At 35.2% G+C, this 23526-nt stretch carries 19 protein-coding genes; all 19 read left to right on the forward strand.

What is annotated here, in order from left to right; genetic code table 11:
- The first annotated feature begins 4 nt into the window (after nucleotides 1–4).
- The 19 genes from HNP36_RS05450 to HNP36_RS05540 all read left to right on the forward strand — a co-directional run bounded on the left by HNP36_RS05450 (nucleotide 5) and on the right by HNP36_RS05540 (nucleotide 23511).
- Nucleotides 5–358, forward strand: coding sequence for a hypothetical protein (locus tag HNP36_RS05450; protein WP_184159628.1), 354 nt, complete (start codon nucleotides 5–7; stop codon nucleotides 356–358).
- Entirely contained in the window at nucleotides 358–2349 is a 1992-nt protein-coding gene (locus HNP36_RS05455; RefSeq protein ID WP_184159626.1) for a type IV secretion system DNA-binding domain-containing protein, read from the forward strand. Before HNP36_RS05450 ends, HNP36_RS05455 begins: the two co-directional genes overlap by 1 nt.
- Nucleotides 2350–3234, forward strand: coding sequence for a M23 family metallopeptidase (locus tag HNP36_RS05460; protein ID WP_184159625.1), 885 nt, complete (start codon nucleotides 2350–2352; stop codon nucleotides 3232–3234). It abuts the gene before it with no gap.
- On the forward strand, nucleotides 3224–3937 hold the full coding sequence (locus tag HNP36_RS05465) for a hypothetical protein (protein ID WP_184159623.1): 714 nt from the start codon (nucleotides 3224–3226) through the stop codon (nucleotides 3935–3937). The genes HNP36_RS05460 and HNP36_RS05465 overlap by 11 nt, the downstream gene beginning before the upstream one ends.
- A 189-nt stretch (nucleotides 3938–4126) precedes the next feature.
- Nucleotides 4127–4879, forward strand: a complete 753-nt coding sequence (locus HNP36_RS05470; RefSeq protein WP_184159621.1) for a DUF6449 domain-containing protein — start codon at nucleotides 4127–4129, stop codon at nucleotides 4877–4879.
- A 68-nt stretch (nucleotides 4880–4947) separates the two neighbouring features.
- Nucleotides 4948–5628, forward strand: coding sequence for a hypothetical protein (locus HNP36_RS05475; RefSeq protein WP_184159619.1), 681 nt, complete (start codon nucleotides 4948–4950; stop codon nucleotides 5626–5628).
- Nucleotides 5629–5632: 4 nt separating this feature from the next.
- Complete coding sequence (locus HNP36_RS05480; RefSeq protein WP_184159617.1) at nucleotides 5633–10978, forward strand: Eco57I restriction-modification methylase domain-containing protein; 5346 nt, start codon at nucleotides 5633–5635, stop codon at nucleotides 10976–10978.
- 108 nt (nucleotides 10979–11086) lie between these two features.
- On the forward strand, nucleotides 11087–12151 hold the full coding sequence (locus HNP36_RS05485; RefSeq protein ID WP_184159614.1) for a PKD domain-containing protein: 1065 nt from the start codon (nucleotides 11087–11089) through the stop codon (nucleotides 12149–12151).
- Between the two features lie 27 nt (nucleotides 12152–12178).
- Nucleotides 12179–14647: an AAA family ATPase gene (locus HNP36_RS05490; protein WP_184159612.1), complete on the forward strand. Its 2469-nt coding sequence runs from the start codon at nucleotides 12179–12181 to the stop codon at nucleotides 14645–14647.
- 238 nt (nucleotides 14648–14885) lie between these two features.
- Nucleotides 14886–15533 carry an NlpC/P60 family protein gene (locus tag HNP36_RS05495; RefSeq protein WP_184159610.1) on the forward strand — a complete coding sequence of 216 codons (648 nt, stop codon included), beginning with the start codon at nucleotides 14886–14888 and terminating at the stop codon, nucleotides 15531–15533.
- A complete protein-coding gene (locus tag HNP36_RS05500; protein WP_228456255.1) occupies nucleotides 15534–16472 on the forward strand; it encodes a type VI secretion system baseplate subunit TssG in 939 nt (312 codons plus the stop codon).
- Nucleotides 16469–17434 (forward strand): TssN family type VI secretion system protein, encoded by a 966-nt coding sequence (locus HNP36_RS05505; protein ID WP_184159608.1) that lies wholly within the window; start codon nucleotides 16469–16471, stop codon nucleotides 17432–17434. Before HNP36_RS05500 ends, HNP36_RS05505 begins: the two co-directional genes overlap by 4 nt.
- Nucleotides 17435–17447: 13 nt before the next feature.
- A complete protein-coding gene (gene tssK / locus HNP36_RS05510; RefSeq protein ID WP_184159606.1) occupies nucleotides 17448–18608 on the forward strand; it encodes a type VI secretion system baseplate subunit TssK in 1161 nt (386 codons plus the stop codon).
- Between the two features lie 48 nt (nucleotides 18609–18656).
- Entirely contained in the window at nucleotides 18657–19169 is a 513-nt protein-coding gene (tssO, locus tag HNP36_RS05515) for a type VI secretion system TssO (protein ID WP_184159604.1), read from the forward strand.
- Nucleotides 19142–19753 (forward strand): hypothetical protein, encoded by a 612-nt coding sequence (locus tag HNP36_RS05520; protein WP_184159602.1) that lies wholly within the window; start codon nucleotides 19142–19144, stop codon nucleotides 19751–19753. Before tssO ends, HNP36_RS05520 begins: the two co-directional genes overlap by 28 nt.
- Nucleotides 19754–19822: 69 nt before the next feature.
- Nucleotides 19823–20524, forward strand: a complete 702-nt coding sequence (locus HNP36_RS05525) for a hypothetical protein (RefSeq protein WP_184159600.1) — start codon at nucleotides 19823–19825, stop codon at nucleotides 20522–20524.
- 17 nt (nucleotides 20525–20541) lie between these two features.
- Entirely contained in the window at nucleotides 20542–20970 is a 429-nt protein-coding gene (locus HNP36_RS05530; protein WP_184159598.1) for a GPW/gp25 family protein, read from the forward strand.
- Between the two features lie 75 nt (nucleotides 20971–21045).
- Nucleotides 21046–22875 (forward strand): type VI secretion system baseplate subunit TssF, encoded by a 1830-nt coding sequence (locus HNP36_RS05535; protein WP_184159596.1) that lies wholly within the window; start codon nucleotides 21046–21048, stop codon nucleotides 22873–22875.
- A gap of 186 nt (nucleotides 22876–23061) precedes the next feature.
- The gene (locus tag HNP36_RS05540) at nucleotides 23062–23511 is read left to right on the forward strand and encodes a hypothetical protein (RefSeq protein WP_184159594.1); all 450 of its coding nucleotides are present in this window, start codon (nucleotides 23062–23064) and stop codon (nucleotides 23509–23511) included.
- Nucleotides 23512–23526 lie beyond the last annotated feature (15 nt).

Genomic DNA, 23526 nt, shown 5'->3' on the forward strand with positions numbered 1-23526 from the left:
TATAATGGACAATTTTACAATTATCATATCTATAGCGAGTTTTACACTCATTTTACTGCTTGTTACCTTTATAATCATTTTTGAAAAAATACGGAAGCAATTTATAAAGGAAGATGAAAAGCTACTGATCTTAAAAGATTGTTATGAAAAAGTGTCAGAAGAAGCAATTCGCTCACTTATTATTGAAAGGGTTGAAAAAAAAGGAAATGAATTAATTGATCAATTTAATAACTTGAATATCAAACTTGTTAAAATTAAAGAACGGCAAGTACAATTGCAAGAACAGCAAAAAAATCTACACAATAATTTACTTGAACAACACAAATTATTAAATGAATACTTTGAAAACTATTCGTGATGCAAGAACAACAACATCAAATAAAAATTTACGGATTTCTGCAAAAAGCAGTGTACGCGGTAGTTGCACTCGATTGTGCTTCGCTGTTTTATCTCAATGCGAATGTTCCAGTAGTATCCAACTTATTGAAAAATTTTTCAAAGCTGAGTTTTATTTATCCGCCAATCAACGCAAAGTTTGCCACATTGATTTTGATAGGATTAGTCGCCATTGGAACAAAAGCCAAGAAAAAGAGAGACTTAAATATTGCGACAGAAATAGTAGTCCCTATGGTTGTGGGATTGCTGATGATTTTCTCTTCGTTGGTTTGGCAGAACGAGGCAGGAAATACAAAACTTCCAAAAATATTTCCAGGAATGAATCTGTATCAGATTATTTATGCGACACTTTCATTTTTAGGAGCGGTTATTCTTCAAATGGGAGCTGACAGTATTTCTAAACTGATGCAGCAAAAAATGGGAAAAGACCGATGGAATGTAGAAGAAGAATCGTTTGACCAAAATCAAGAATTGATAAAATCAGACACCAATATCAACATTCCTTATTTATTCAGATACAAAGGTAAAAGCAACAAAGGTTGGATTAATCTGAATCCTTTTCGAGGAACAATGGTGATTGGAACACCTGGCTCAGGAAAATCATTTGGTGTGATAAATCCCGCCATCCGGCAAATGATTGCGAAAGGTTTCTGTCTCTGCATTTATGATTTTAAATTTCCCGATTTAGCGCAAATTGCCTACTACCATTATTTACTAAAAAAAAGTAAAGAATCGGAGTACAATTACAGTTTTCATGTCATCAATCTGAATGAAGTAGAAAAATCAAGAAGAGTCAATCCGTTTCATAAAAAGTACATCCAAACTTTAGCAGAAGCACAGGAAATGGCAGAATCAATGGTTTCCTCATTGCAAAAAGGAGGTTCGAGTTCAGGGGGTGGTTCTGAAGCATTTTTCACCCAATCAGCCATCAATTTTCTGGCCTCCTGTATTTACTATTTTGCAAAATTAGAAAACGGAAAGTATTCAGACTTACCCCATATTCTTTCCTTTATGAATCGAAGCTATAAAGAAATCTTTGATACGCTGTTTACCAACGAAGAGATAGGTTCCTTGCTTTCTCCTTTCAAGACAGCGTATGATAACAAAGCTTTTGACCAATTGGAAGGACAAGTCGGAACATTAAAAATTTTCCTTTCAAGGCTAGCTACCAAAGAAAGCTTTTGGGTGTTTTCGGGAGATGAAGTTGAATTGAAAATGACCGACAGAGAAAATCCGTCCATCATTATTCTCGCTTCCGATCCCGGAACACAGGATATTAATTCGGCATTGTATTCTGCGGTTCTGAATAGAACGTTGCGTTTGGTCAATTCCAAACACAATTTGCCAGGAGGAATTATCGCAGACGAATTTCCGACGATTTATATCCATAAAATCGACAACGTGGTGGCAACCGCGAGAAGCAACAGGGTTGCTGTGTTGCTAGGTCTTCAGGAACTACCACAATTACGACAGTTCTATAAAAAAGAAGTCGCAGATACCATTTCTGCCATTGTTGGGAATATATTTTCGGGTTCAGCAAGAGATAAAAACACCTTGGAGTGGCTTGAAAAATTATTCGGTAAAATCAAGCAAAAGTCGTTTTCTCAATCCATATCGCAACAAGGAACAACAACCAGTATTAACGAAAAAATGGATTTTATGATCCCTGCAGGAAAAATAGCCGCATTAAGAACTGGTGAAATGGTGGGAATGATCGCACAAGGAGAAGAAAATGACACTGATGAATACAAAACATCCGCTGTGAATGGTAAAATCAATTTGGATATGAAATCCATTAAACAAGAAGAACAAAACTACATTCCGATGCCAAACTACTATTCATTTGTAGACAAAGCTGGAAATAACCGCAAAGAAGATGTTTTGATGACCAACTTTAGAAAAATTAATAAAGAAGTAGAACTCATCATCAATGAAAATATAAAAATAGCATAAATGAAAACCATAAAAAAATATTTTATAGCAGGATTGATTTTGTCTCTTCACATCTCAATATACGGACAGTTTAATACCCTTACGCCGACACAGTCAAATAAAGCGAATAATCCAAAAATTGTAGAGCAAATAAAAGAAGCGGATAATCCGAAGCTAAAAAAAGAGAAAAAGTCGTGGAAGGATGTTTTTAATATCACCACAAAAGCCGATTTGAAAAATGAAACCGAAGGTTCGACGAAGTGGTTAAAGAATCAAATTGACTCTTTGAAAGCAATGCTTAAAGAAGGTTCAGCATCCAACAGCAAGAAAGAGAATCTAAAAAAATCACAGGATTTTCTCATCTTAGCCACTAAAAGTAAAATAATTAATGACTTTCAAAATAATATAAAAGTCCCCTTTGCGGGTTTGGGAGCCTATGATTTTATAGATGAGCCAGAAGAAGTCAATTTTTCAAAAATTGTAATGCCGTTACGTCGAAAAATATCCATTACATCACCTTACGGAACAAGAACACATCCTATTTTCGGAACCTCTAAATTTCATAACGGAATTGATTTGGCAGCCCATTATGAAAATGTCTATTCGGTTCTGGATGGAGTCGTTACGGAAACAGGAAAAGGCAATAAAGGAGGTGGAAACTATATCAAAATCAAACACTTTAACCGATTTGAAACCGCTTACCTCCATCTTTCCGAAATTTATTATCGTGTCGGAGAGCGTGTGAAGGCAGGATTTATCATTGCTAAAAGCGGAAACTCTGGAAATTCAACAGGACCACATCTGCATTTTTCAGTAAAAGAGTTTGGGAAAAGCATCAATCCGTCTCATTTTTTAAACGACCTCATAAAAGTTAACCAATTAATCGCTACCTATTATGCAAAATGAACATTTACCAACCGAAGAACTTAAAAAATTCGGTATTATCAATGAAGACTTATCATTCTCTAAAAAACTAAATGCGAATGATATTCAGAAATTCCTGCAAGGATACACCATCGTTGCCGACAACGATAAAAACAGGGCTACTTTTCAATTGGTAGAAAACAATACCAAGCTAAAAGTTATTTTTTTGGAAAGAGACAAAAGCCTGTCAGAAATTCTGGAAAAGAGTAAAGAAAGAATTCAGTATTCTGAAACAAAAGTGCAATACGATGTTAATGAAAATAAACATTCTGCCCAATTGAGCTTTTCAAAACAGGCATTTGTTTTTGACAAAGATACGAATACAGTAAAGGAATTGGATTTTATCAAAAATGCTGTAGAGCTTACCAAACTCGTTGTGGGAAGAAAAAGTCCGAATGAAATCAGTCAATACCAATTAGAGCTTGAAAAACTTAAAAGTTTTCTTTACGATAAAATGGACCAATATCCGGAAATCGCCAAAGCTATTGCTGGTGATTTGAATATTGTAGATAAGGAAATCAGCTCAATTTCCAGCATTTCCAATACTGACTGGCAGGTTGAAAATGACCATCGCAGAGAGGTTCGGTTTGACGTAAACGATTCTGATAGGTATGAAGATGCCAATCGAAAGCGAGAAGAAGAACAGGAAGAAGAATTACACAGACCAAGAGGTAGAGGAAGATAATTTTTGTAGGCATATTAAACAGGTACTTATTAAGTGCCTGTTTTTTTATGTCAAAATTCCATTTCAGAGTAGTTTTTAGTCTTATTGGGTCTTTTTTAGTCTTCAACCTATTGATTATCTTGTATTTAAAAAGGGCTTTGCGGAAGTTTGCAATATCAATTAATTCATTAAAATTCAATCAAAAAAATTATGGAAACAAAAAAAGAATTCGACCAGGTAGAATATTTAAAAAATCAAATGAAATACCTAGGCTTTGGAGAAGGAGAAAAACTCCACAAAGACTTGGAAAAAGGTATCAATTCTAAAAAACAACAGTTTGAAATCAAAACCAGTTCCGACAAAACGTTACCCGGAAATAAAGCAGATTTTACATTGAATTACAATAAAACCGAAAAGGGCGGAATTTTCCTAAACTCTTACGATGCCAACCTTAGCAACGAAAAAGGGGAATCTGTTTCCCAAAATTTTAGGGTTTCGAGAGACAACTCCTTCACGGCAAAAGAGGCTGTCAATCTTTTGGAGGGACGTTCCGTGAAAATAGAGTTCGACAATCCGAAAACCAATGAGAGAGAACCTGCTTTTGTAAAGCTGAATTTGGGCAAAGAAAAAAATCAATACGGCAACTACAACTTCCAGACTTTTTATAAAAATTACGGTGTTGATACCGCAGAAATCGTAGAAAAATCCAATCTCATTTTCGATAAACCTGAATATAGGGAAACCACCATTAAATCTTTAGAAAAAGGAAATGTTGTAAAGGTGAAGTTTGAGCAAGATGATAAGATTATTGAAGGAAAAGCCATTCTTGACCCTCAAAACAGAAACCTTAAGTTATATGATTCTGATATGAACCGAATCAACACCAACAAACCGTTGGAAGGTCTGGAACAAGACAATAAGCACGAAAAAAACAATGTGAAAGAGCAAAGCATTAAACGATAAAATACTACCTGACCCTAATCCGAAAGCGGTGCGTCTAATGATTTGCCGCTTTTTTAAATCGAATTAAAATGAAAGTAAAATCAATATTTATACTCGCCATTCTTACAATATTTTTAACTTCTTGTCACAAAGAAATAAAATCCGAAAAAGGCGGAATTGATCTAATTTCCAATGTGTATTTCAATGCCTCCAAAGGCTTGGGAAATATGCAGACCTTCCACATTTCAAAACTCAATTATCAAAACGATTCGATCATCGAATTGATACCCGATTTGGAATTTCCAGAAATGACAAAAGCTACTTATTACATCAAAGATTCGGTCTTTTATGATTTGGAAAATGATAGTGCTTCAGCAGTGTTGTCAGAAATACAAAAAAAGCAAAAACCGAATTTAGTTTATACAAAAAAAACTGGAGCCATCTTTACAAAAGACCCAATCCTCAATTACAGAAATCGTCGAAAATTAAGCGACACCATATTATTCAAAAAGAACTACAAGCGTTTTGAAATCAATTCGCCCTGGAATTATACCCGATATTATATTTATCCGACCGATACGATTCTGCCTTATTCCCTATACAAAGAAGTTGAGGAAGATTATCACGGAAGAATTGAAAGAATAGATTCTTATGATAAACAGAAAGATATTTTCGTATCCCTTCAGCTGATTCCAAGAAAAAAATGGGATTCAGAAGCCGAAGAATTATTCCGATTTAACCGCTTTATCGAGGACAGGAATAAAAAGTAATTGTATGATTGATTTTCCGAAACAAGAAGATGCAGCGATTACAGAGAATCAACTTCCTGCAAGAATCATCAACCAAATAAGCCCTAACAGATACAAACTCACGGACTATTTTGAGGAAAAAGGGATTTCAAAAAACCTTATTCATCAAAATACTTCCCAGATTTATTACGAATATTCAGGAAAAAAATATCTCGGCATCGCCATACCTAATCATTCCGGAGGATTTGAAATTCTGCATCCACAGAACCATCATCTTATCGGAAAATCTGGTATTTCAGAAATTAAAGGAAGCAAAAACGAAATGGTTGTTTTTGAAAATGCTTTGGATACCCTGTCTTTTCTAAGGCTTTTGGAAATGGAAAACAGAAAGAACAGCCGAACCTTAATCACACTGCATTCTGCTGAAAATATGGATTTTCTTTTCAAACAGTACAAAAATTTTGACGGAAAACTCATGCTTTGTTTGAGTGGAAATGCCATAGGAAATGCTATAACCCAAAAGATTTCTGATTTTTTTGAAGGCAGGAATATTCGGGATGTCCGTTCATTTTACGGCATTTCAGAATCGGGAAACAGCAATCTGAATCATTACTTGATAAATAAACTCCGTAATGAACAGAAAATTGCTAATTTTAGCACATTAAATTTGTCAAAAGATGAAAACACTGCAATTAAATCTGGAACAGTTCCCGAAACTCAGCCAGTGGAATCAGGAACAACTCGACAAGACGCTGGAAAGTCTTTCGAGGAAAGCCAATCCGTCCAAAACCGAAATAACACTTCAAGACAAGCAGTGGGCAGCAACAATGCTGGAAATGGACTTGCAGACCCAGAGCGGAGCAATTTGGGAGGAGGACAAGCAGGAAGATCCTCAATTAGCCCACAACACAATGATGTTCGAAAAAATGAAAAAGGAGAATATTCCCTGGGCGGAATATTAACTCCAACAACAAGAATACAAAAATTAGATGCTCTTATTTTACAATATAAAGAGCAAAAGCTCACTAATCAACAGGTTGCGGAAATAGTTTCCGCAGCCTGCTTTGTTTCTGATGATCAAAAAATTCATCTCAGAGAAAACCTAATTATCACCGATGATTTAAAGAACATCTGTAACCAGTACAAATCCGGTGGAACAGATAAAAAAGGTCGTGGAATTTTAGATGAATATTACACTGATTCAAAAATTGTCGATACCGTTCGAAATCTCATTAAAGACGAGTTTAAAGGCAAAAGCCACATCAGCGTTTTAGAACCAAGCATAGGAACAGGAAATTTTGTGTACGCTGCAAAAGGTCTTGATGTAAAATGTACTATTACAGCTTTTGAAATCAATGAAACCACGGCAAAAATTGCCAAAATTTTTCATCCTGAAACCGACATCAACCTGCGCTCTTTTGAATCGGAATTTATTGGGGAAACAGGAATTAAAACCAATCCGAAAGAATTTAAAAACAAGTACGATCTTATCATCGGTAATCCGCCTTATGGTGATCACAGAGGCTATTACAAAGGTTTAGGAGAAGAACCCCATGTATCCAAATACGAAGATTATTTTGTAAAGCGAAGCCTTGATGTCCTAAAGGATGGCGGAACCTTGGCAATGGTTCTTCCTTCTGCGTGGTTGAACAGACAGAAAAAACTAAACGGTGCAGAAGTAATCAATGCATTCAGGCTGCCTTCGGGAGTTTTTGCAGGAACTAAAATCGGAACCGACATCATCATTCTTAAGAAAAATACCCACAAGCAAACTCAGGATATTTCCGGTTATTTTGACCAAAATAAGGAAAGGGTTTTGGGCGAAATGAAAGAAAGAAGCAACCAGTTCGGAAGAATGGAAACCTATGTTTCTGGAAACTTGGATGATGCGCTGTTGCAAATTGAAAAATTCCAATCTCAAAAAAATACCGCAAGAATCGGAAATCTTTTTGAAGATCTTTTTTCAGATAACGATAAAAGTAAGGAAGTAGAAGGTACTTCACTATCAATCAGAACAGGAGAAAAAACACAAACCGTTATTTCGGATACAAGACAGGAAAGAAAAACGTTACTTACCAATGCTCAAAATAAAGTAATTGAAGTTCTCCAAACGCTCAACGATATTAAATTCAAATCTCCCGCTGTCAATGCTGAAATCCGAAAATATGAAAAGTATAAAACATCAGTAGACACTCTTTCACCAGAGCAACTGAATACACTTTTTAAGAATGCTGAAAAAATACTGGAAAGAAATTATTCGAAAAATGAAGAATACAAAGTTCAGACTCAACCGAACATAAAACCAAGTATTCTCAAATACCAATTCAAAAAAGAGGATACTATTGTTCCCACCTCTTTGCAGAACAACCCCGATATTTCACAGGAACTTATCAATGCTTTCAAAGATACTCATTATGACGGAACGCTCAATAATTACGGTAAACACTACCAATTTGCCAATTACGTTGATGGACAATGGATTCACGATTTTTATTACGCTGAAGGAAATATTTACAAAAAGTTAGAACAACTTGAAATCGACTTCAAAGACAAGTATGCGGTTGGTGGAACAGAAAATCAATACGAAAAGCAGAAAGCTTTATTGGAAAAAGTGCTTCCTAAAGCCAAAACATTGGATGAAATCATCATCAGTCCCAATCATGAGTTTGTTCACCAATTTCATTTAGGAACTGTTGAGAAAATTCGGTATAACCAAGCTTCAAAGCAACAAGAAGCGGTTATTGAAAGTTACAGTCTTGCGGATAAATTTAAGGACTTTGTTCGTGATCTTCCTTCTGAAGCTTTTGCAGGTTCATCTTCGTGGGAAGTCAGGCAATTTGTAGATAATGAAACGGTAACAGGAAGTGATAAGGAGCGAAATGCCCTAATCCGAGAAAGGAGAAAAGAGGCAGCCAATGATTTATTTAACAAATTTCTCCGTGAAGAATTACCAGAAGATTTGAGGAAACGTTTTGTAAAAGACTTCAATAGGAATTACAACAATATTCACGTTCCTGATTATTCAAAATTTCCTTTGTTTTCAAAAATTTATCAAAATTTCAAAGGAAAAGAGCTTCGGTTAACCGAAGTTCAAAAAGCAGGAATCGGAAGGATGACCACAAAAGGAGTTGGACTTCTAGCACACGAAGTAGGATTCGGGAAAACCTTATCGGGTATTCTTTCGATGTACGAAGCCATGGAAAGGGGAAATGCTAAAAGACCACTCATTGTGGTTCCGAATGATACTATTTTGAAACAATGGGTGGATACGATTTTTGAAACCATTCCCGATGCGAAAGTGAATGTTTTAGGAAATCTCGGTAGAGATTATGATTTATCAAAATTCGATAATAAAGATGGAGAAATCACCCTCGTAACCTACGAAGGTTTCAATAATATCGGTTTCTCTCAAGAGATTACAGAACGTTTGGCTTCTAGATTCAATTACATCTCTTCAAGCGAGCTCAAAGGGGTAACGAATTCCGAAAGGGATTTTCAGAAAGAACTGGAAAAGGATAAAGAGATGCAAGGTAAAATGAAGCGTGGAAAAGTCTATGATTGGGAAGATTTTGGGTTTGACCACAAAACTTTTGATGAAGCTCATAATGCCAATCACATCATCGGAAAAGTAAGGATTGAAGACCGCCGTTTCGCTTCCGATTTTCGGAGTCAAAATCAACAAACCTCAAAATTGGGTATTAATACTTGGATGGCGGCACAATACATTCAGGAACAAAATGACGGGAGAAATGTCACCCTACTTTCAGCAACACCATTCACCAATAAGCCTTTAGAATATTATTCAATATTGTCATTGATTGCCAATAAACGTCTGGAAGAATCGGGATATTTCAATGTTAATACCTTCTTTGAAACCTTTATGGAAGCGGACAATGATATGGAGATTGATGCCAAAGGTGATGTGAAATTCAAAACCAATGTCCGCAGGTTTAAAAACAATTCTCTTTTTCAGCAACTTTTATCAGAATTTATTGATATTAAAGGAGAAGAAGACAATCCAGATCTGATTCGTCCGAACAAAATCAATAAAGAATATAAAATTGAGCAGAATGACCTTACCCAAGAACAATATGATGTATTGACCGAAAACTTTAAGGAAGGCGAAAAAGGAGCAATTCTTACTCATATTTTAAATGCACGAAAAATTGCGATATCACCTTATCTTTCTCCTTACTACGATGGCGAAATCCCAACGGTAAAAGAGTTTGTGGAAAATTCTCCGAAATTAAATGAAACGATGAATTTAATCCGGCAGAATAAAAAAGACATTCCCGAATCGGGACAGATCATTTATTCCGAACTGGCAGTAGAAGAATTTCCGAAACTCAAAGAATATCTTGTACTGCTGATTGGCTACAAACCGGAAGAAGTTGGAATAATTACTGGAGCAACAAGCAAAGCCAATCGGCTGAAAATTCAGGATGAATTCAATTCCGGAAAAATAAAAATCGTTATCGGAAGTGAAGCTATTCAGGAAGGAATGAACCTTCAGGAAAACACCTCGGATTTATATTTACTGTCTTTGCCGTATAATTTCACATCGCTTCGCCAAACGGAGGGAAGAGCTTGGCGACAAGGCAATCAATGGGAAAATGTCAGAATCAATTTTATGCTCACAAATGATAGTATTGATGTGTTTATGCTTCAGAAATTACAAGCTAAACAGGCGAGATATTTGGAGGCGATGAAGAAAGGTGCTGATGTAATTGATATTTCGGATATTGACACGCAGGAACTAAAAACATCTATCATTACCAATCCTGAAACCAGAGCCAATATTGAAGTTGAAATTCTGAAGAAAAAATTGGAAGGTGAAAAAAGCCGATTTCTTGCGGACAGTGCTTTTGTATCAAGAAAATTTGAAGAGTACACCAAAGAAAAGGAAAAAGTAACCCAAGCTGAACTTTCTTACAACAGAATTGAAGGGTATGCCAATGAAAATGATGACAAAGCGGATTATTGGAAAGACCAGCTTCCATACTATCAAAATAAGATTGAGCTTGCTAAAATTGACCTCGAAAAAGTAGTTCAAAAACTCGCTGAGAAAGGGGTAAATGTTTTGGATATAGAAAAGCAAACCGAAATCACGGAAGCTAAAATCGAAGAACTGGATATGCAAATAGAAAATCTTCCGGAGCTAAAAAAGGAATTAATCACTCAATACAGATTAGAGAAAAAAGAATCCCTGAAAATTGCTGAAAACCGTGATTATGTGAAAGAAAGGGAAACGGAGAATTTTGAATTATTTATAAATAAAGAACCTTACACAACTTTGAGCGCTAATTCTGTGATAGAAAAAGAAAATATTTTAAAAGAACAATCTGAAAAATATTCTGGAAGAAAAAGGTAAAATCGAGACAAAATTTCTCTTTTTATTGATATTCTATAGGAAATAAGTCAAAAAAATTTGCGTAAATAGAAAATCGTAAATACATTTGTAGGAAACGTGAAAAACCAAATGAAGAAAAAGCGTGTCAATTTCTTACCCAATGTTGATCCAAAAATTTATATAAGCTTCGGAATTATCTTATTTTTAAGCTTATTTTTTTTACTCTACCAGTATTTTCGTCATGTAGATTGCGAAAATGCCAATTACTATATTCATGCAGATGAATATATTGTTAATAAAGTCGTTGAATTCAATGATAATACAAAAGGAGCCACTTCTTGGGAATGGGATTTTGGTGATAGCACAACAATAGACACGAGGCAGCGTACTCTTCATTATTATAAAAAGCCGGGAGAATACATTGTAAAGCTCAAAATCAATGGAAACTGCACCCACGAAAAATCAGTAACCATTACCAGCATTAGTCAGCAAACAGGATATTTGCCTATTATTATGGCTCCTGATGTAGCAACAGTAGGAGATCTTGTTTATTTTGATGCAGAAAAAGAAGGAGGAGAATCGTGGGAATGGAGTTTCGGAGAAACAGCCAGTACAGATGCGTTAGGAAAATCCCCTGTGTATCGTTTCAAAACAACGGGAGATAAAAAAATAACCCTTATTGTAAACGGAGATGTAGAACACAATGCTGTAAAAACAATTTATGTCGCTCCAAAGACAATTAAAGCAAAACAAAAAATTGATATTAAATCTTACGAATTTGAGAAGCCTCATTCTACATTTTCATTGCCAATAGGAAGTGCACAAAAAGATCCTTTGGTGGATATGTTGCAATATATTCCTGTTTCTCCTAAAACAAAATCCAAAAAAGATTCCATAATAGCAGCAAAAAAAGCTCCAGAAATTTCCAACGAGCAGTTTCAGTTATTGCTTAATCAGGTAGCTGCTCAAGCCAAAACTAAAGACGATTTTAAAGATTATCTCTGTGAAAGGTACGATATTCCTGTTGTTGCCAATGATAAAAAGCTGATTCCTTTTGAACAGTTCTGTCAGAATATTGCAGGAAAAAAAATAAAAATTACAGCATTACGCCTAAATAAAGATGCTAATAACTGTATTCAGAATATCAATATCCAATATAAAGTCAAAAAATATTTGATTTGGATGAAGGAGTAAAAAAAAATAAAAACACAAAATTTTAAGATGAACCAAACCAACACCTATAATCTGGAGGTTACCAAAGCACTTAACATTGCCCAAAAAATTGGCAGAGAAAACCTTAATGCCTATTACACAGGAGCACATCTTTTAAAGGCAATGCTTACAAGAGATTTATCCTTGCTAAAACAGCTAGAAGCAATGGGTATAGATGTTTTTTATATGGAAGAATGGGCAGAAGTTCGTATAGAAGAGCTCCCAAAATCTCCTAACAAATACTCTTGTGAACCCGACGAAATTATTGACGAAATTTTTGCAGAAGCAGATTCGGTAAGAGAATTATTGGCAGAAGAAGAAATATCTTTATTTGCGGTAATGGTGGCAGTAAGCTCTCCTGGAGTGGCTTTCAACTTCGATCAAATGAAAACCTTCCCCGTTTCCCGAAACGAATTACTAAAGGACGTTTCCACATTCGGAGGCGCAGAAACACAAGGAATAGCAGAACCTACAAAAAAAACAAACAAAGGATTTATACAGAAATACTGCATCAACAAAAAAGAACAAGTTAAAAAGAGAAATAAAAAAGAATTATTGGTTGGTAGAGATACAGAAATTAATAAAATTACCGAAATTCTTTGTCGTTTTAGTAAACAAAATGTATTGGTTATTGGTGACCACGGAGTAGGAAAAACTGCTTTAATAGAAGGATTTGTACAAAAAGTTTTGCTAAAACAAATTCCAGATATACTTTCTGGACTTGAGGTGTTCGAGCTGGATATGGGAGCATTAATTGCTGGAGCTTCTTACAAGGGAGAAATAGAAGACAGGATTAAAAATATTGCTCAGGAATTAAAAGCCATCCCGAAAGCAGTACTTATCATAGAAGAAATCCATTCTCTTTTTAGTAGCCACGGTTCAGATTCTGGGATTGTTAATTTATTGAAGAGTGAGCTTTCTAATGGTTTAACGCTCATTGCAACATCCACCATAGAAGAATACACCAAAAAAATTGAAAAAGAACAAGGTTTAGCAGGAATGTTCGAGCTTTTAAAATTGGAGGAATCCAATGACGAAATGCACCTAAGAATGCTAAAGCAAACATTGGAAGATTATCAAATACATCATAAAATAACCATTGATAACGAGACAATGAAAGAAGCAATAAGGCTCTCTAAAAGGTATATGAAAGAGAAAAGTTTACCTGCTTCTGCCATAGATTTAATAGATCATACTATGTCTGTACTAAAAACAGCAGGAGAATCTTTTTTAAAAGAAAGAAATCATTTAATCACAAGGATTATCATTTTAGAAGACAATACCAATAACCATACAGAAGAAGAAAGAAGAATGCATGCAGATTGGTTGCTAAAAGATTTTGTAGAAAAAACCAAATACCTCATTAGTACAGCAGACGCACAAGAGGAAGAAAAAGAACTTCCAAAATTTGAAAATACCGACGAACTGCTTAAATTCTCCAGAGAATTGATTGAAAAAACAGAAAAAATCGCTCAAGAAAAAAGAACGCATATTACCGAGTTTGATTTGGGATTGATTATTTCTCAAAAAACAAATATCCCGATTGGCAAACTGAAAGAGGAAGAAAAACAAAAGCTCAACGATATGGAGGGCGTACTCGCCCGGAGAGTAGTTGGGCAGGACCACGCCATTACCATAGTTTCGGAAGCCGTGCTAGAAACCCGTTCTGGATTAAGCAAAGCAGGGCAACCAATAGGATCGTTTTTCTTTTTAGGACCCACAGGAACTGGAAAAACCGAATTGGCAAAATCTTTGGCGGAATTTCTTTTTCAAGATGAAAACGCCATTATTCGTTTCGATATGTCGGAGTTTAAAGAAGAGCATTCCGCAGCATTATTGTACGGAGCTCCTCCAGGATATGTTGGATATGAGGAAGGCGGACTTTTGGTAAACAAAATAAGACAAAAACCTTATTCTATTGTGCTTTTTGATGAAATTGAAAAAGCCCACGCTTCCGTTTTTGATGTTTTTTTACAAATTATGGATGAAGGAAAATTGCACGATCGTTTAGGGAAAGAAGGGGATTTTTCTAATGCCATCATCCTTTTTACCTCCAATATTGGTTCAGATTTTATCGTAGAATCCTTCGGAAGAGGAGAAATCCCACCATCATCAAAATTATTAGAAATGATGAGCCGTTTTTTTCGTCCAGAGTTTTTGGGTCGTCTTACGGAAACCATTCCTTTTGCGCCAATTAGTAAGGATAATGCATTGAAAATCTTCGAAATACACCTTAAAAAAGAATTGCTGGATTTGGCTAAAAACCTTAATATAGACTTAGTAATAACCCAAGAAGCCAAAGAATATCTTTCTACAGAAGGATACGATATAAAATACGGAGCAAGACCATTAAAAGGGGTAATTCGTGGAAGATTAAGAAGACCTTTAGCGAAAAAAATCGTTGCTGGAGAATTTAAAGATGGTGATACTGTAGAAGTTTCATTGGCAGATAATGACCTGATCTGGAGAAAATTATAATGAATTATGCATTGCATTAATTGTAATAAAATTTGATTATTATTCACAAAGTATTTGTTATTGATGAATATGAGACTGTTTATGATTGATATAATTTATAGTAATTAAATAAATGATATTTTCATAATTTATTCATTTCAGTTTTTTATTTAATTTTTCGTTAATTTTTAGTCTAAAAAGCTTGTTTATTGATAATATTTTATAGATAAATTGCTATATTTGTTAAAAACCAAATTTGATGAAATTTAATAAGCTATTTTATATAATCGTACATTTGATATTCTGTATCATTGCTTTTTCATGCAGTAGCAAGAAATATATCAGAGAGATTCCCTATAATTATTCATCTGACTCATTTTCTCAAACCGTTCAAAAACAAAAAGAACAATCTGATTCCAATTATTCAGTTGTAGATGATAATCCAGCGGGTCTTAGTGATGATATTTTAAAAATCAAAGAAAAGTATTCCATTATTTTGGAGGTGATGCCGAAGGAAATCAGAGATTACAAATTATATTCTTATTTGGATGAATGGATAGGTACTCCTTATAAGAAACAAATGTTGGAAAAGCAAGTAGGCGTGGAAGCATCCTATTTTGTTCAAGCATTGTACAGTGATATATACAAAGAAACCTTTCCCAAAACTCCAGACGGCATCTTTCGTTCCAAAGCCATTCAGCTTTTTACAGGAAGGACTTTTTTAAAAGAAGGAGATCTCATTTTTTTCCGCTATGATAAATTCCACCCCATTTCTGATGTAGGAATTTACCTTCATAATGACAGGATTCTAGCATGTACAGCTCAGGGACTTAACATTTACAATTTTAACGACGAATATTTTCAGCTTCGCTATGTGGCAGCGGGAAGACTAAAAGAAAAGCAATAAATGATGGGGCATATCAACTATATAGCAGATGTTATTAGAACGCTTGAACATGATGTAAGAGCTGAAGTAATCATTAACAACCTACAAGAGAATAACGATATTACAGATGAACAATATGTAATCCGTAAAGAAGGTCAGTTCTCAAGAGCATACCGTTTCGATGTACTGGATTCCAAAATAGTTGATTACAATTACGACAGTACTCAAATACTGAGTTTGGATTTATCCCGAGACAGCATGTACGATATGCTCCCTGAAGGAACAACACACGCTTCCAAAAATGACACTCCCGAAAAGGATGTAGATGTTATGATTCGGGAATACAACAACCAGAAGAAGCAACAAAAATCCGCAAGAATATTCTTTCAACCTTTTGAGAATGAAATCTTCAGGTATGGCGTGAGTACAGAAAATTTTGAAAATGAATTTTTGTATGGGCTTAACGGCAGTTCAGCACCGGAAATGTTTTATGACTTCTGGAATATTGATCGTGATTTTCCACCGCTATTGGTTTCTAAATTCATACGGTTATTACCTTTTGCCTATAAAATAGTAGGAAATATTCCGCTTGCTACTCACATTCTTTCTGTTCTGCTAGAAGAACCTGTGGTAGTAAATGACAGGGATTATCAGGAATATGCCGATGAAAGTCAGGGAATTTCCTTGGGAGAAACCCGTCTCGGCTTGGATAGTATTACAGGCACCCGTTACGACGATTATTCTCGCCATCTTGACGTTAAGATAGGGCCGTTGGAAAAATCTTCGTTTACTGATTTTATCCATGATGGTAACAAAAAGAAATTTACAGAAATGTTTTACGAGCACTTCTTTCCGCTAGAAGTCGAAATAAAAACCATTATTCTTCTTCCGAAGAATAAACAAAACTTTGAATTTAATAACACAGAAGCACCCGTTTTGGGCTATAATACGAGCATATGAACAAAATAAAGAAATATTTCACCAATTTATTCGATCCCCAATTGCTGGTCATAGTACTGGTAGTGATTGCGGTATGTATTATTCTTATGATGATATTTTCACAGAAAACGTCTGATTTTAAAGAAAAATACCGGTCTAAATTTTACATTTATCTGTTTTCGTTTGCTTTTGTATATGCCATTATTGCTTTATTGGGGTACAATAAGCTTTTGCAGGATAATAATCTGTATGAATTTATTTTTTATCAAGTGTGTTCCCTCATCATAGGAATCATTCATTGTTATGCTTATCGAGGATATTTTGAAAAATTTGGTTCTAAAAAACCAGTCAATGAATACCTGTTTGCTTTATTGTCCGTATGCTTTGCATCGGTTCCTTTTATGCTCATTTATACATTTCTGAATGGAACTGATCTTGTTTACCTGATGCTGGGACATTTCATCGTATTTTTCATTCCCACTTTCCTTAACGATACTTTTAACCGTGCGATGAACATTCCTCCCAAAGTATATGTTACTTGGCAGTTTCCAGAGAATTATAAAGAAAATATAGGACTTAGCGATGAAGAATGGCGAGATATGGTAGTGCTCACTTATGTTATGGACAAAGATAAACAAGCAACCAAATACAGCGTTTACCGTGCCAAAGGACCAACCAGAATAGATTTTGGAAGACTTTTTTACAACTTTATTGTAGACTATAATCAAAGACATCCCGGAGATGAAATACAGATTGAAGATGAAAACGGTCTTTTTGACTGGGTCTTTTTTCTACAACCTAAATGGTATGAACCGACCAAATATATTGACCCTAAATTAACTCTTTATATGAACGGTATCGAAGAAAATAGTGTGGTTTTCTGCATGAGAACAGATCAGATGTTAGGGGAAAATAAATCAACTCAAAAGACGGATTTTGAATATGATCAGAAAAAAGATAATGAACGAGTAATAAGCGAATAAACTTAATAATTCCATGATAGAAAAATTAAACCATTTTCCCGTAAACTGGATAGACGGGATGAAAATTAATAAAAACCATTTCACAGATGTACAGAACTTTGTAAGCGATTCTGTACGGGATGCAGTGGGAGTCCATACTTCAATGATTGGTTATGGCCTATTGCCTGTAAAAGATCCGGTTAAAATCAGTTTGATTATAGATAATCATAAACTTTTGCGAATAAAAGTAGAAGAATGCCACGCGATTACACCCAACGGTTCGAGAATAGAAATCGGAGAAGGAACATCAGAAAACCTCAGTCTTTCCATTCCTTATCCAGAAGCGGTAAGAGAGCTGAAAGAAAATGAAGAAGCCGTTTTGCTGGCATGTATTTCAGTCAACCCTTTCAAAAGAACACCTTATGGTGAGCCCGACCCCGAAGAAAACCCACCAAGGTATCCGTACACACTTCCCGAATACACATTGAATCTTATTCCAGAAGATGAACTGAAAAATACCGTAGGATTCGGAACTCATTATCTTACCATAGGTAAAATACTGGTGAAGTCTGGTGAGTCTAAGATCGATGAAAATTACATTCCTCCTTGTGTAACGGTTTCCAGTCATAAAAAGCTTCAGGAACTATATACCGAGATTGATCGTTTTTATGGACAGATTGAGCAATATGCTGTACAGATTGCTCAAAAAATATATTCTAAAAAACAAAGTAATTCACTGGCAATGATGATGGAACTGATGGCAGACAAAACGCTGAACTATCTGGGAATGGAGATCAATAAGTTCCGTTGGATGTCTCCCCATGCTTCACCTGCAGAAATGTTGGTATCGGTGGTTGCTTTGGCAAGGGTGTTGAAAAATTTTATTGACGCCCGTTCGGGTGCCGGAAAAGAAGAGTTGCTCAATTATTTCGCTGAATGGTGCAATGTGAGTCAAGGGGATTTTGAGATTATTTTTTCTGAAGCAATCAATAGCGATTATAGTCATAACCAAATGGATGTTGTAATTGTCAAAGTGAAAAAATTTATGAAAACACTAGAAGATCTCTATGCTGTGTTAAGCAGGCTGGATTATATCGGTAAGAAAAGAGATGGAAGTATTTTCGTTTCTGAAAACACAGATGAAAGAGATGCTGTGATTCATGCTAAGCGAAGCAGAACCTTTTTAGCAGATTAAGCAGAAAGTATCATCTAAAATTTATAATCTAAATCTATAATTATACTTATGGAAGTTTTAAATAAAACACAACGAAGAAGTGCCTATTGGTTTTTTGTATTGTTTTTTCTGATCACCGTTGCAGTGCTGATTACAGCTGTTTTCTTTAACGCCTATTTTCCTTTTAAGGAAAATAGCCTTCTGAAAACGGAAAATGCCAAAATGAAGAAAGAAATGGAGACACAGGAAAAATTTTCTTTCCAGCTGGAAAAAGTAAAGCTGGCGGTAGATTCCATCGGAGTTCCTGGACAGAACGACTTTTTTAATGAAAAGCTGGCACTCTCTATTCTAGCAGATATGTACAAGCAACTCCCGAAAGATACTCTGAAAAATAAAAATATGTACAATAATACCATTATGACCTATAAAGATCTGATAGACAACAAGAAACAGGTAAAGCAGCTTTCAGGAAATCAGGCACTGATGGATAGCTTAAGTACGATTAACAAAACATTGAAGGAAGAATATGATAAAATGAAGACCGACTTAGATGTTTGCAGACAATTGTACCAAGCACAATAGCGATGATGATGAAGCTAAAAAACGTTATTTTCTTTAGTTTTTTTCTAGTCTGTTCGGGATGGTTTAATGCTCAGGACAAAGAAGCCGATTCTCTGGAATTTGCGCATTTTGATTGTGGTATTACCCAGACAAAACAAAAGCTTGACAAACAATTTTTCGCAAGCACAACTCCTATTCAACTGAGGATTAATAATGATGAATTTACCTATACCACCATTCTGTTTGGGAAGAGAAAAAACAAAATCTATTTATACCTTAAGATATTGGCAGACAATGTATGTATCAAAAAAGATAAAAACGTGGATGTGTATTTTAAATCAGGAGAGGTCATTACCTTAAAAAATGAGTATCTCCTTAATTGCGAGGCTTTCTTCGCAAAGCAGATAAAGAAAAAAGAACTTCAAAAGTTAAAGGAGAATGAGATTTCCCTTATCAAAATATACACCTACAAAAAGAACTATGAGATGTACGTGAGTGAAGTACAAAATCAAGACATTCACCACTATATTGACTGCCTGTCTGCTTATAAAGTCAAAAAAACCGATGAAGTGAAAGTGAAAAAGAAGAAGCAAGATGAAAGATGAAAGAACCGAAAGCCAAGAGTCAAAAACAAACCAGCAACCGATAATCGACAGCCAACAACCAAAAGAACAATGAGTCCATTACCAGAGCTTAATCTTAATTTAGGAATGACCAATAATCCAGGTTCCCCATTTTACGGAGGAAAAGGAGAAGAAGGTGTTGTCGTGCGTACCGATTCTGGTTTAAAAAAGCATACCATCACCCTTATTATCTCGGATCAGGAAGCTGGAAGTATTTCTCTTAAATTAGGAGAAAAAGAAATTGAAGTTCCTACCTATAAACTCACTGTAACCGATGACAAGACTGAGGAAACAGAAGCGTATCAGGTAACAAGGGACACCCTCAGCTTTGTGAAAAGCAAGACTAAGAAAAGTTTTTTATCATTTTTCGGGTTCAAGCGGTTTGATAAGACTTCTTTTCTGTATGATACTATTGCTTTTGAACCTCAAGTAGAAAACATTGAAAAATTTGATATTTCGAGGCATCGGAAATTAACCCATGAGCTTTTGACCTACGAACTGGAAAGAGACGGACAAAAAGTAATGTTATATGCAGGAGATATTAACGAGTTTGCCAAGCCAGAGCATATCAACCAATATTTTGTGGTAGTAGATAAAGATGGTGGAAAGAGTTTTATCGGAGATATTTTGTATCGTGAAAAATTCCTAAAACTTACCCCCAAAGTGGAACTTCATCTCATTAAAAGAAAAAAAGTGCCTAAAAATTTTGAATACGATGACAAAGGGAATATCAAAAAAGTAATGTATATCTAAAAAATATTTGAATACCAATGAAAGGAGTCTACTATAATTTACCCCTAGATTTTGAGTCTTTAATCGAAAAGAAAGATGCTGAAAAGGTTACTTTGGAGACCTCCATTCGTCAGCATATATTCCTATTAGCGACTACGGCTTTAGGCGAATGTAAATTTGATGAAACCTATGGCACGGAGATATGGGAAATGGATTTTGATTTAATGAAGAGCGACAATATGCTAAAAGAGCTGATTGCGGAAACATTGAAGACTTCCGTTACAAGGCACGAGAAACGATTAACATTGGAGAATGTAGAAGTATCCATACATGATTATAACTTAGGAACATTCGGAAAAAGAAAGATGAAAAAGAAAGTGACCCTTGCTATTAAAGGATTGATATTGGAAACCAACCGCCCTTTTACTTTCAGTAATTCCTTCTTTGTAGGGCCGCTGTCGTATTAATAAAAGAGCCGAGAATCAAGATAAAAGAGTAAAAATCCAACAACCATCAACTGATAACCAATAGCCAACCAACGTATGAATCAAGACCGCATAAAAGACCGCATATTAAGAAGAGCAGCCCGAATGTGGGGGTATAATGAACTAGAAGCAGAAACCTCTTTTGATCCTGTTATCAGTTTGTTATTGTCAGCCTGTGCAGCAGAATTGGAAAAGATTGGATTTGAATTAGAAAGCTCACGAGCCAGAATCATTGAAAGAGTTTTAGAGGTGATGTTTCCAGAGGAAGTTTCGGGAGTTGTTCCTTCAAGAACACTTCTTCAGGTGAGTCCACTAGAAAATAACACAAAAATATCTCTTTATAACAGTTTTAAAACGTCCATACGAAAGCAGAATATTTACAATCCTGCGGAAAGCACGAGTAAAGATGTCTATTTCAGTCCTTCCATAGAAGCCAAACTGACCATAGCAAAAGTGAAATATATTGCCTATGCTAATACTTTAAATCAGGTTGAAAGCTTCTTTTTCGAAGATACCATCGGAAAAGCAGAAACGCATCTGCCTTCTGGAGAATTATGGCTGGGTATCCACTCTCCCAACAAAGAGAATCTTGAAGATTTGCTGTTTTTTATTGACATCAACAATACCTATCAGAAAGAGATGTTTTTTTATTATCTTCATCAGGTAAAGGTTTATTTTGCAGATAAAGAGTATGAACTCAAAGAAGGTTATAACGTTGAAAATGAAGGTTTGAACCTTGAAAACATCATTACCAAGAATTATTCTGATTTGGAATATATCTATAATGAAGTCAACCAATACTATGCAGGAAATTTTTTTACACTGAAAAATAAAATTGATTTTTCGGAGAAACCTGAAAAAGAAGAGTTATTCATTAAAAATTTCCCAAACCACAGAGCAGGAGAAGAAGAAGATGTCATTTGGCTAAAGTTCAGATTTTCTGAAGCCATTGTACCGGATATATTAAAAAATGTTCGTTTTGCCCTGAATTGTATTCCCATGCTCAACATCAGAAATAAAGAAGCAGGGCGTAAAATTAAAGGAAGACTGAATATTATTCCTATTGATGAAGAAGATTATTTTTTAGACTTGGATTATGTTTCTGATGATCGTAATGGCAAAAGATTGGATGTTAAAAATTACGATACAGAAAATGAAGGAATGACCGCTATGTTAAGAAAAGGCGGTGTTTCCCGATTTGATCGTAGAAACGCTTCAGAGCTTTTGCAATACCTTTTGGAACTCATCAAAGATGAAACAGCGGCTTTTGCTGCAATGGGTATCAATTCGGTCAACGAAACCCTAAAACAAATCAACCAACACGTCGCTTCACTTCATCAGGTAGCCAAAGAGAAAAATTTTACAGAAGCCAACAACCCATATCTTATCATTTCTTCAGGAAATGAAACATCAGAAATTAATTGTACGATTTCCTATTGGTCAACAGCTGCTGAAGAAGCGAATAATCTCAAACCTGGAACGATAATGACAGAAGAAAACAAAGGAAACCGCTCTATGAATCCCACCGCTGTAATGATTCAAACCTCTGTAGGAGGCAGAAAGAAGCTATCCTCTCAGGATAAAATTTTGGAATACAGAAGCGCACTTCTTACCCGAGGAAGAATTGTTACAGTAGCCGATATAAGAGCTTTCGGGATGAATCATTTCAAAAACACCATTACAGGGATAGACGTAAAGAAAGGAACCAAAAAAGAAGTGTCCTTGAAGGGAGGCTTTAGTAGAACAATAGATATTTTTCTGATCCGAAATAAAGAAAATGCAGAGGCAGTTGAGGAATCCGAATGGAATTATTTATGTGACAGCTTTTCATTAAAATTGAAAAATGCCTCTGCGAATATTTATCCATACCGATTATTCGAAAAATAAAAATAAAGTTTTGTATTAATCAAATTTTCATATATTTATAAAAACAAAAAATACATTGATGAAATCATTAAAATTCCTTACAAAGCCCGAATAATTTTCGCTTCAGTTTTTCTTTTTCGGAAAATACGATATCATCTTTAGATTTAGAATTTTGAATAACAAAAAAATAATTTTAAACCATACACTATGTTAACAAACAAAGGAATTGGTGGTAATGAAGTACCACTAGATGCAAGTGAAGCGATTTTCGAAATCCCACAAAACAGAACGCTTTTTGCGCAGAAGCTTACAGCGGATGACCCCGTAAAACCGGAATTGGTAGAAGGACTTACTACAGTAGAAAAAGTCTTTGAACATTACAAACCAGAAGTGAAAGTTGATTTCGAAGATGCGAACGGTTCTATCAGAATGGAGAATCTAAAATTCAAAAATCTTGGAGATTTCGGGACAAAAGGAATTACGGCACAAAGTGGCTTTCTTACCGGACTGGAAACAGAAAAAGACCAGTACCAAAAGATAGTGAAACAATTGAAAACCAATAAAATTCTAAAAGCAGCATTGGAAGATCCTGATGCTAAGAAAGCGCTCCATGATACACTACAATCGTTAATCAAAGAATTAGAAGAAAACAAATAACCTAAAACACAAATA

The sequence above is a fragment of the Chryseobacterium shigense genome (assembly GCF_014207845.1).
GTDB lineage: Bacteria > Bacteroidota > Bacteroidia > Flavobacteriales > Weeksellaceae > Chryseobacterium > Chryseobacterium shigense_A.

Excerpts from the sequence above, each read along its gene's own strand:
- HNP36_RS05465 (WP_184159623.1), top strand. The coding sequence starts at position 3,224 with ATGCAAAATGAACATTTACCAACCGAAGAACTTAAAAAATTCGGTATT.
- HNP36_RS05485 (WP_184159614.1), top strand. The coding sequence starts at position 11,087 with ATGAAGAAAAAGCGTGTCAATTTCTTACCCAATGTTGATCCAAAAATT.
- tssO (WP_184159604.1), top strand. The coding sequence starts at position 18,657 with ATGGAAGTTTTAAATAAAACACAACGAAGAAGTGCCTATTGGTTTTTT.
- HNP36_RS05470 (WP_184159621.1), top strand. The coding sequence starts at position 4,127 with ATGGAAACAAAAAAAGAATTCGACCAGGTAGAATATTTAAAAAATCAA.
- HNP36_RS05460 (WP_184159625.1), top strand. The coding sequence starts at position 2,350 with ATGAAAACCATAAAAAAATATTTTATAGCAGGATTGATTTTGTCTCTT.
- HNP36_RS05455 (WP_184159626.1), top strand. The coding sequence starts at position 358 with ATGCAAGAACAACAACATCAAATAAAAATTTACGGATTTCTGCAAAAA.
- HNP36_RS05535 (WP_184159596.1), top strand. The coding sequence starts at position 21,046 with ATGAATCAAGACCGCATAAAAGACCGCATATTAAGAAGAGCAGCCCGA.
- HNP36_RS05525 (WP_184159600.1), top strand. The coding sequence starts at position 19,823 with ATGAGTCCATTACCAGAGCTTAATCTTAATTTAGGAATGACCAATAAT.
- HNP36_RS05540 (WP_184159594.1), top strand. The coding sequence starts at position 23,062 with ATGTTAACAAACAAAGGAATTGGTGGTAATGAAGTACCACTAGATGCA.
- tssK (WP_184159606.1), top strand. The coding sequence starts at position 17,448 with ATGATAGAAAAATTAAACCATTTTCCCGTAAACTGGATAGACGGGATG.
- HNP36_RS05475 (WP_184159619.1), top strand. The coding sequence starts at position 4,948 with ATGAAAGTAAAATCAATATTTATACTCGCCATTCTTACAATATTTTTA.
- HNP36_RS05490 (WP_184159612.1), top strand. The coding sequence starts at position 12,179 with ATGAACCAAACCAACACCTATAATCTGGAGGTTACCAAAGCACTTAAC.
- HNP36_RS05530 (WP_184159598.1), top strand. The coding sequence starts at position 20,542 with ATGAAAGGAGTCTACTATAATTTACCCCTAGATTTTGAGTCTTTAATC.
- HNP36_RS05450 (WP_184159628.1), top strand. The coding sequence starts at position 5 with ATGGACAATTTTACAATTATCATATCTATAGCGAGTTTTACACTCATT.
- HNP36_RS05495 (WP_184159610.1), top strand. The coding sequence starts at position 14,886 with ATGAAATTTAATAAGCTATTTTATATAATCGTACATTTGATATTCTGT.
- HNP36_RS05505 (WP_184159608.1), top strand. The coding sequence starts at position 16,469 with ATGAACAAAATAAAGAAATATTTCACCAATTTATTCGATCCCCAATTG.
- HNP36_RS05480 (WP_184159617.1), top strand. The coding sequence starts at position 5,633 with ATGATTGATTTTCCGAAACAAGAAGATGCAGCGATTACAGAGAATCAA.
- HNP36_RS05500 (WP_228456255.1), top strand. The coding sequence starts at position 15,534 with ATGATGGGGCATATCAACTATATAGCAGATGTTATTAGAACGCTTGAA.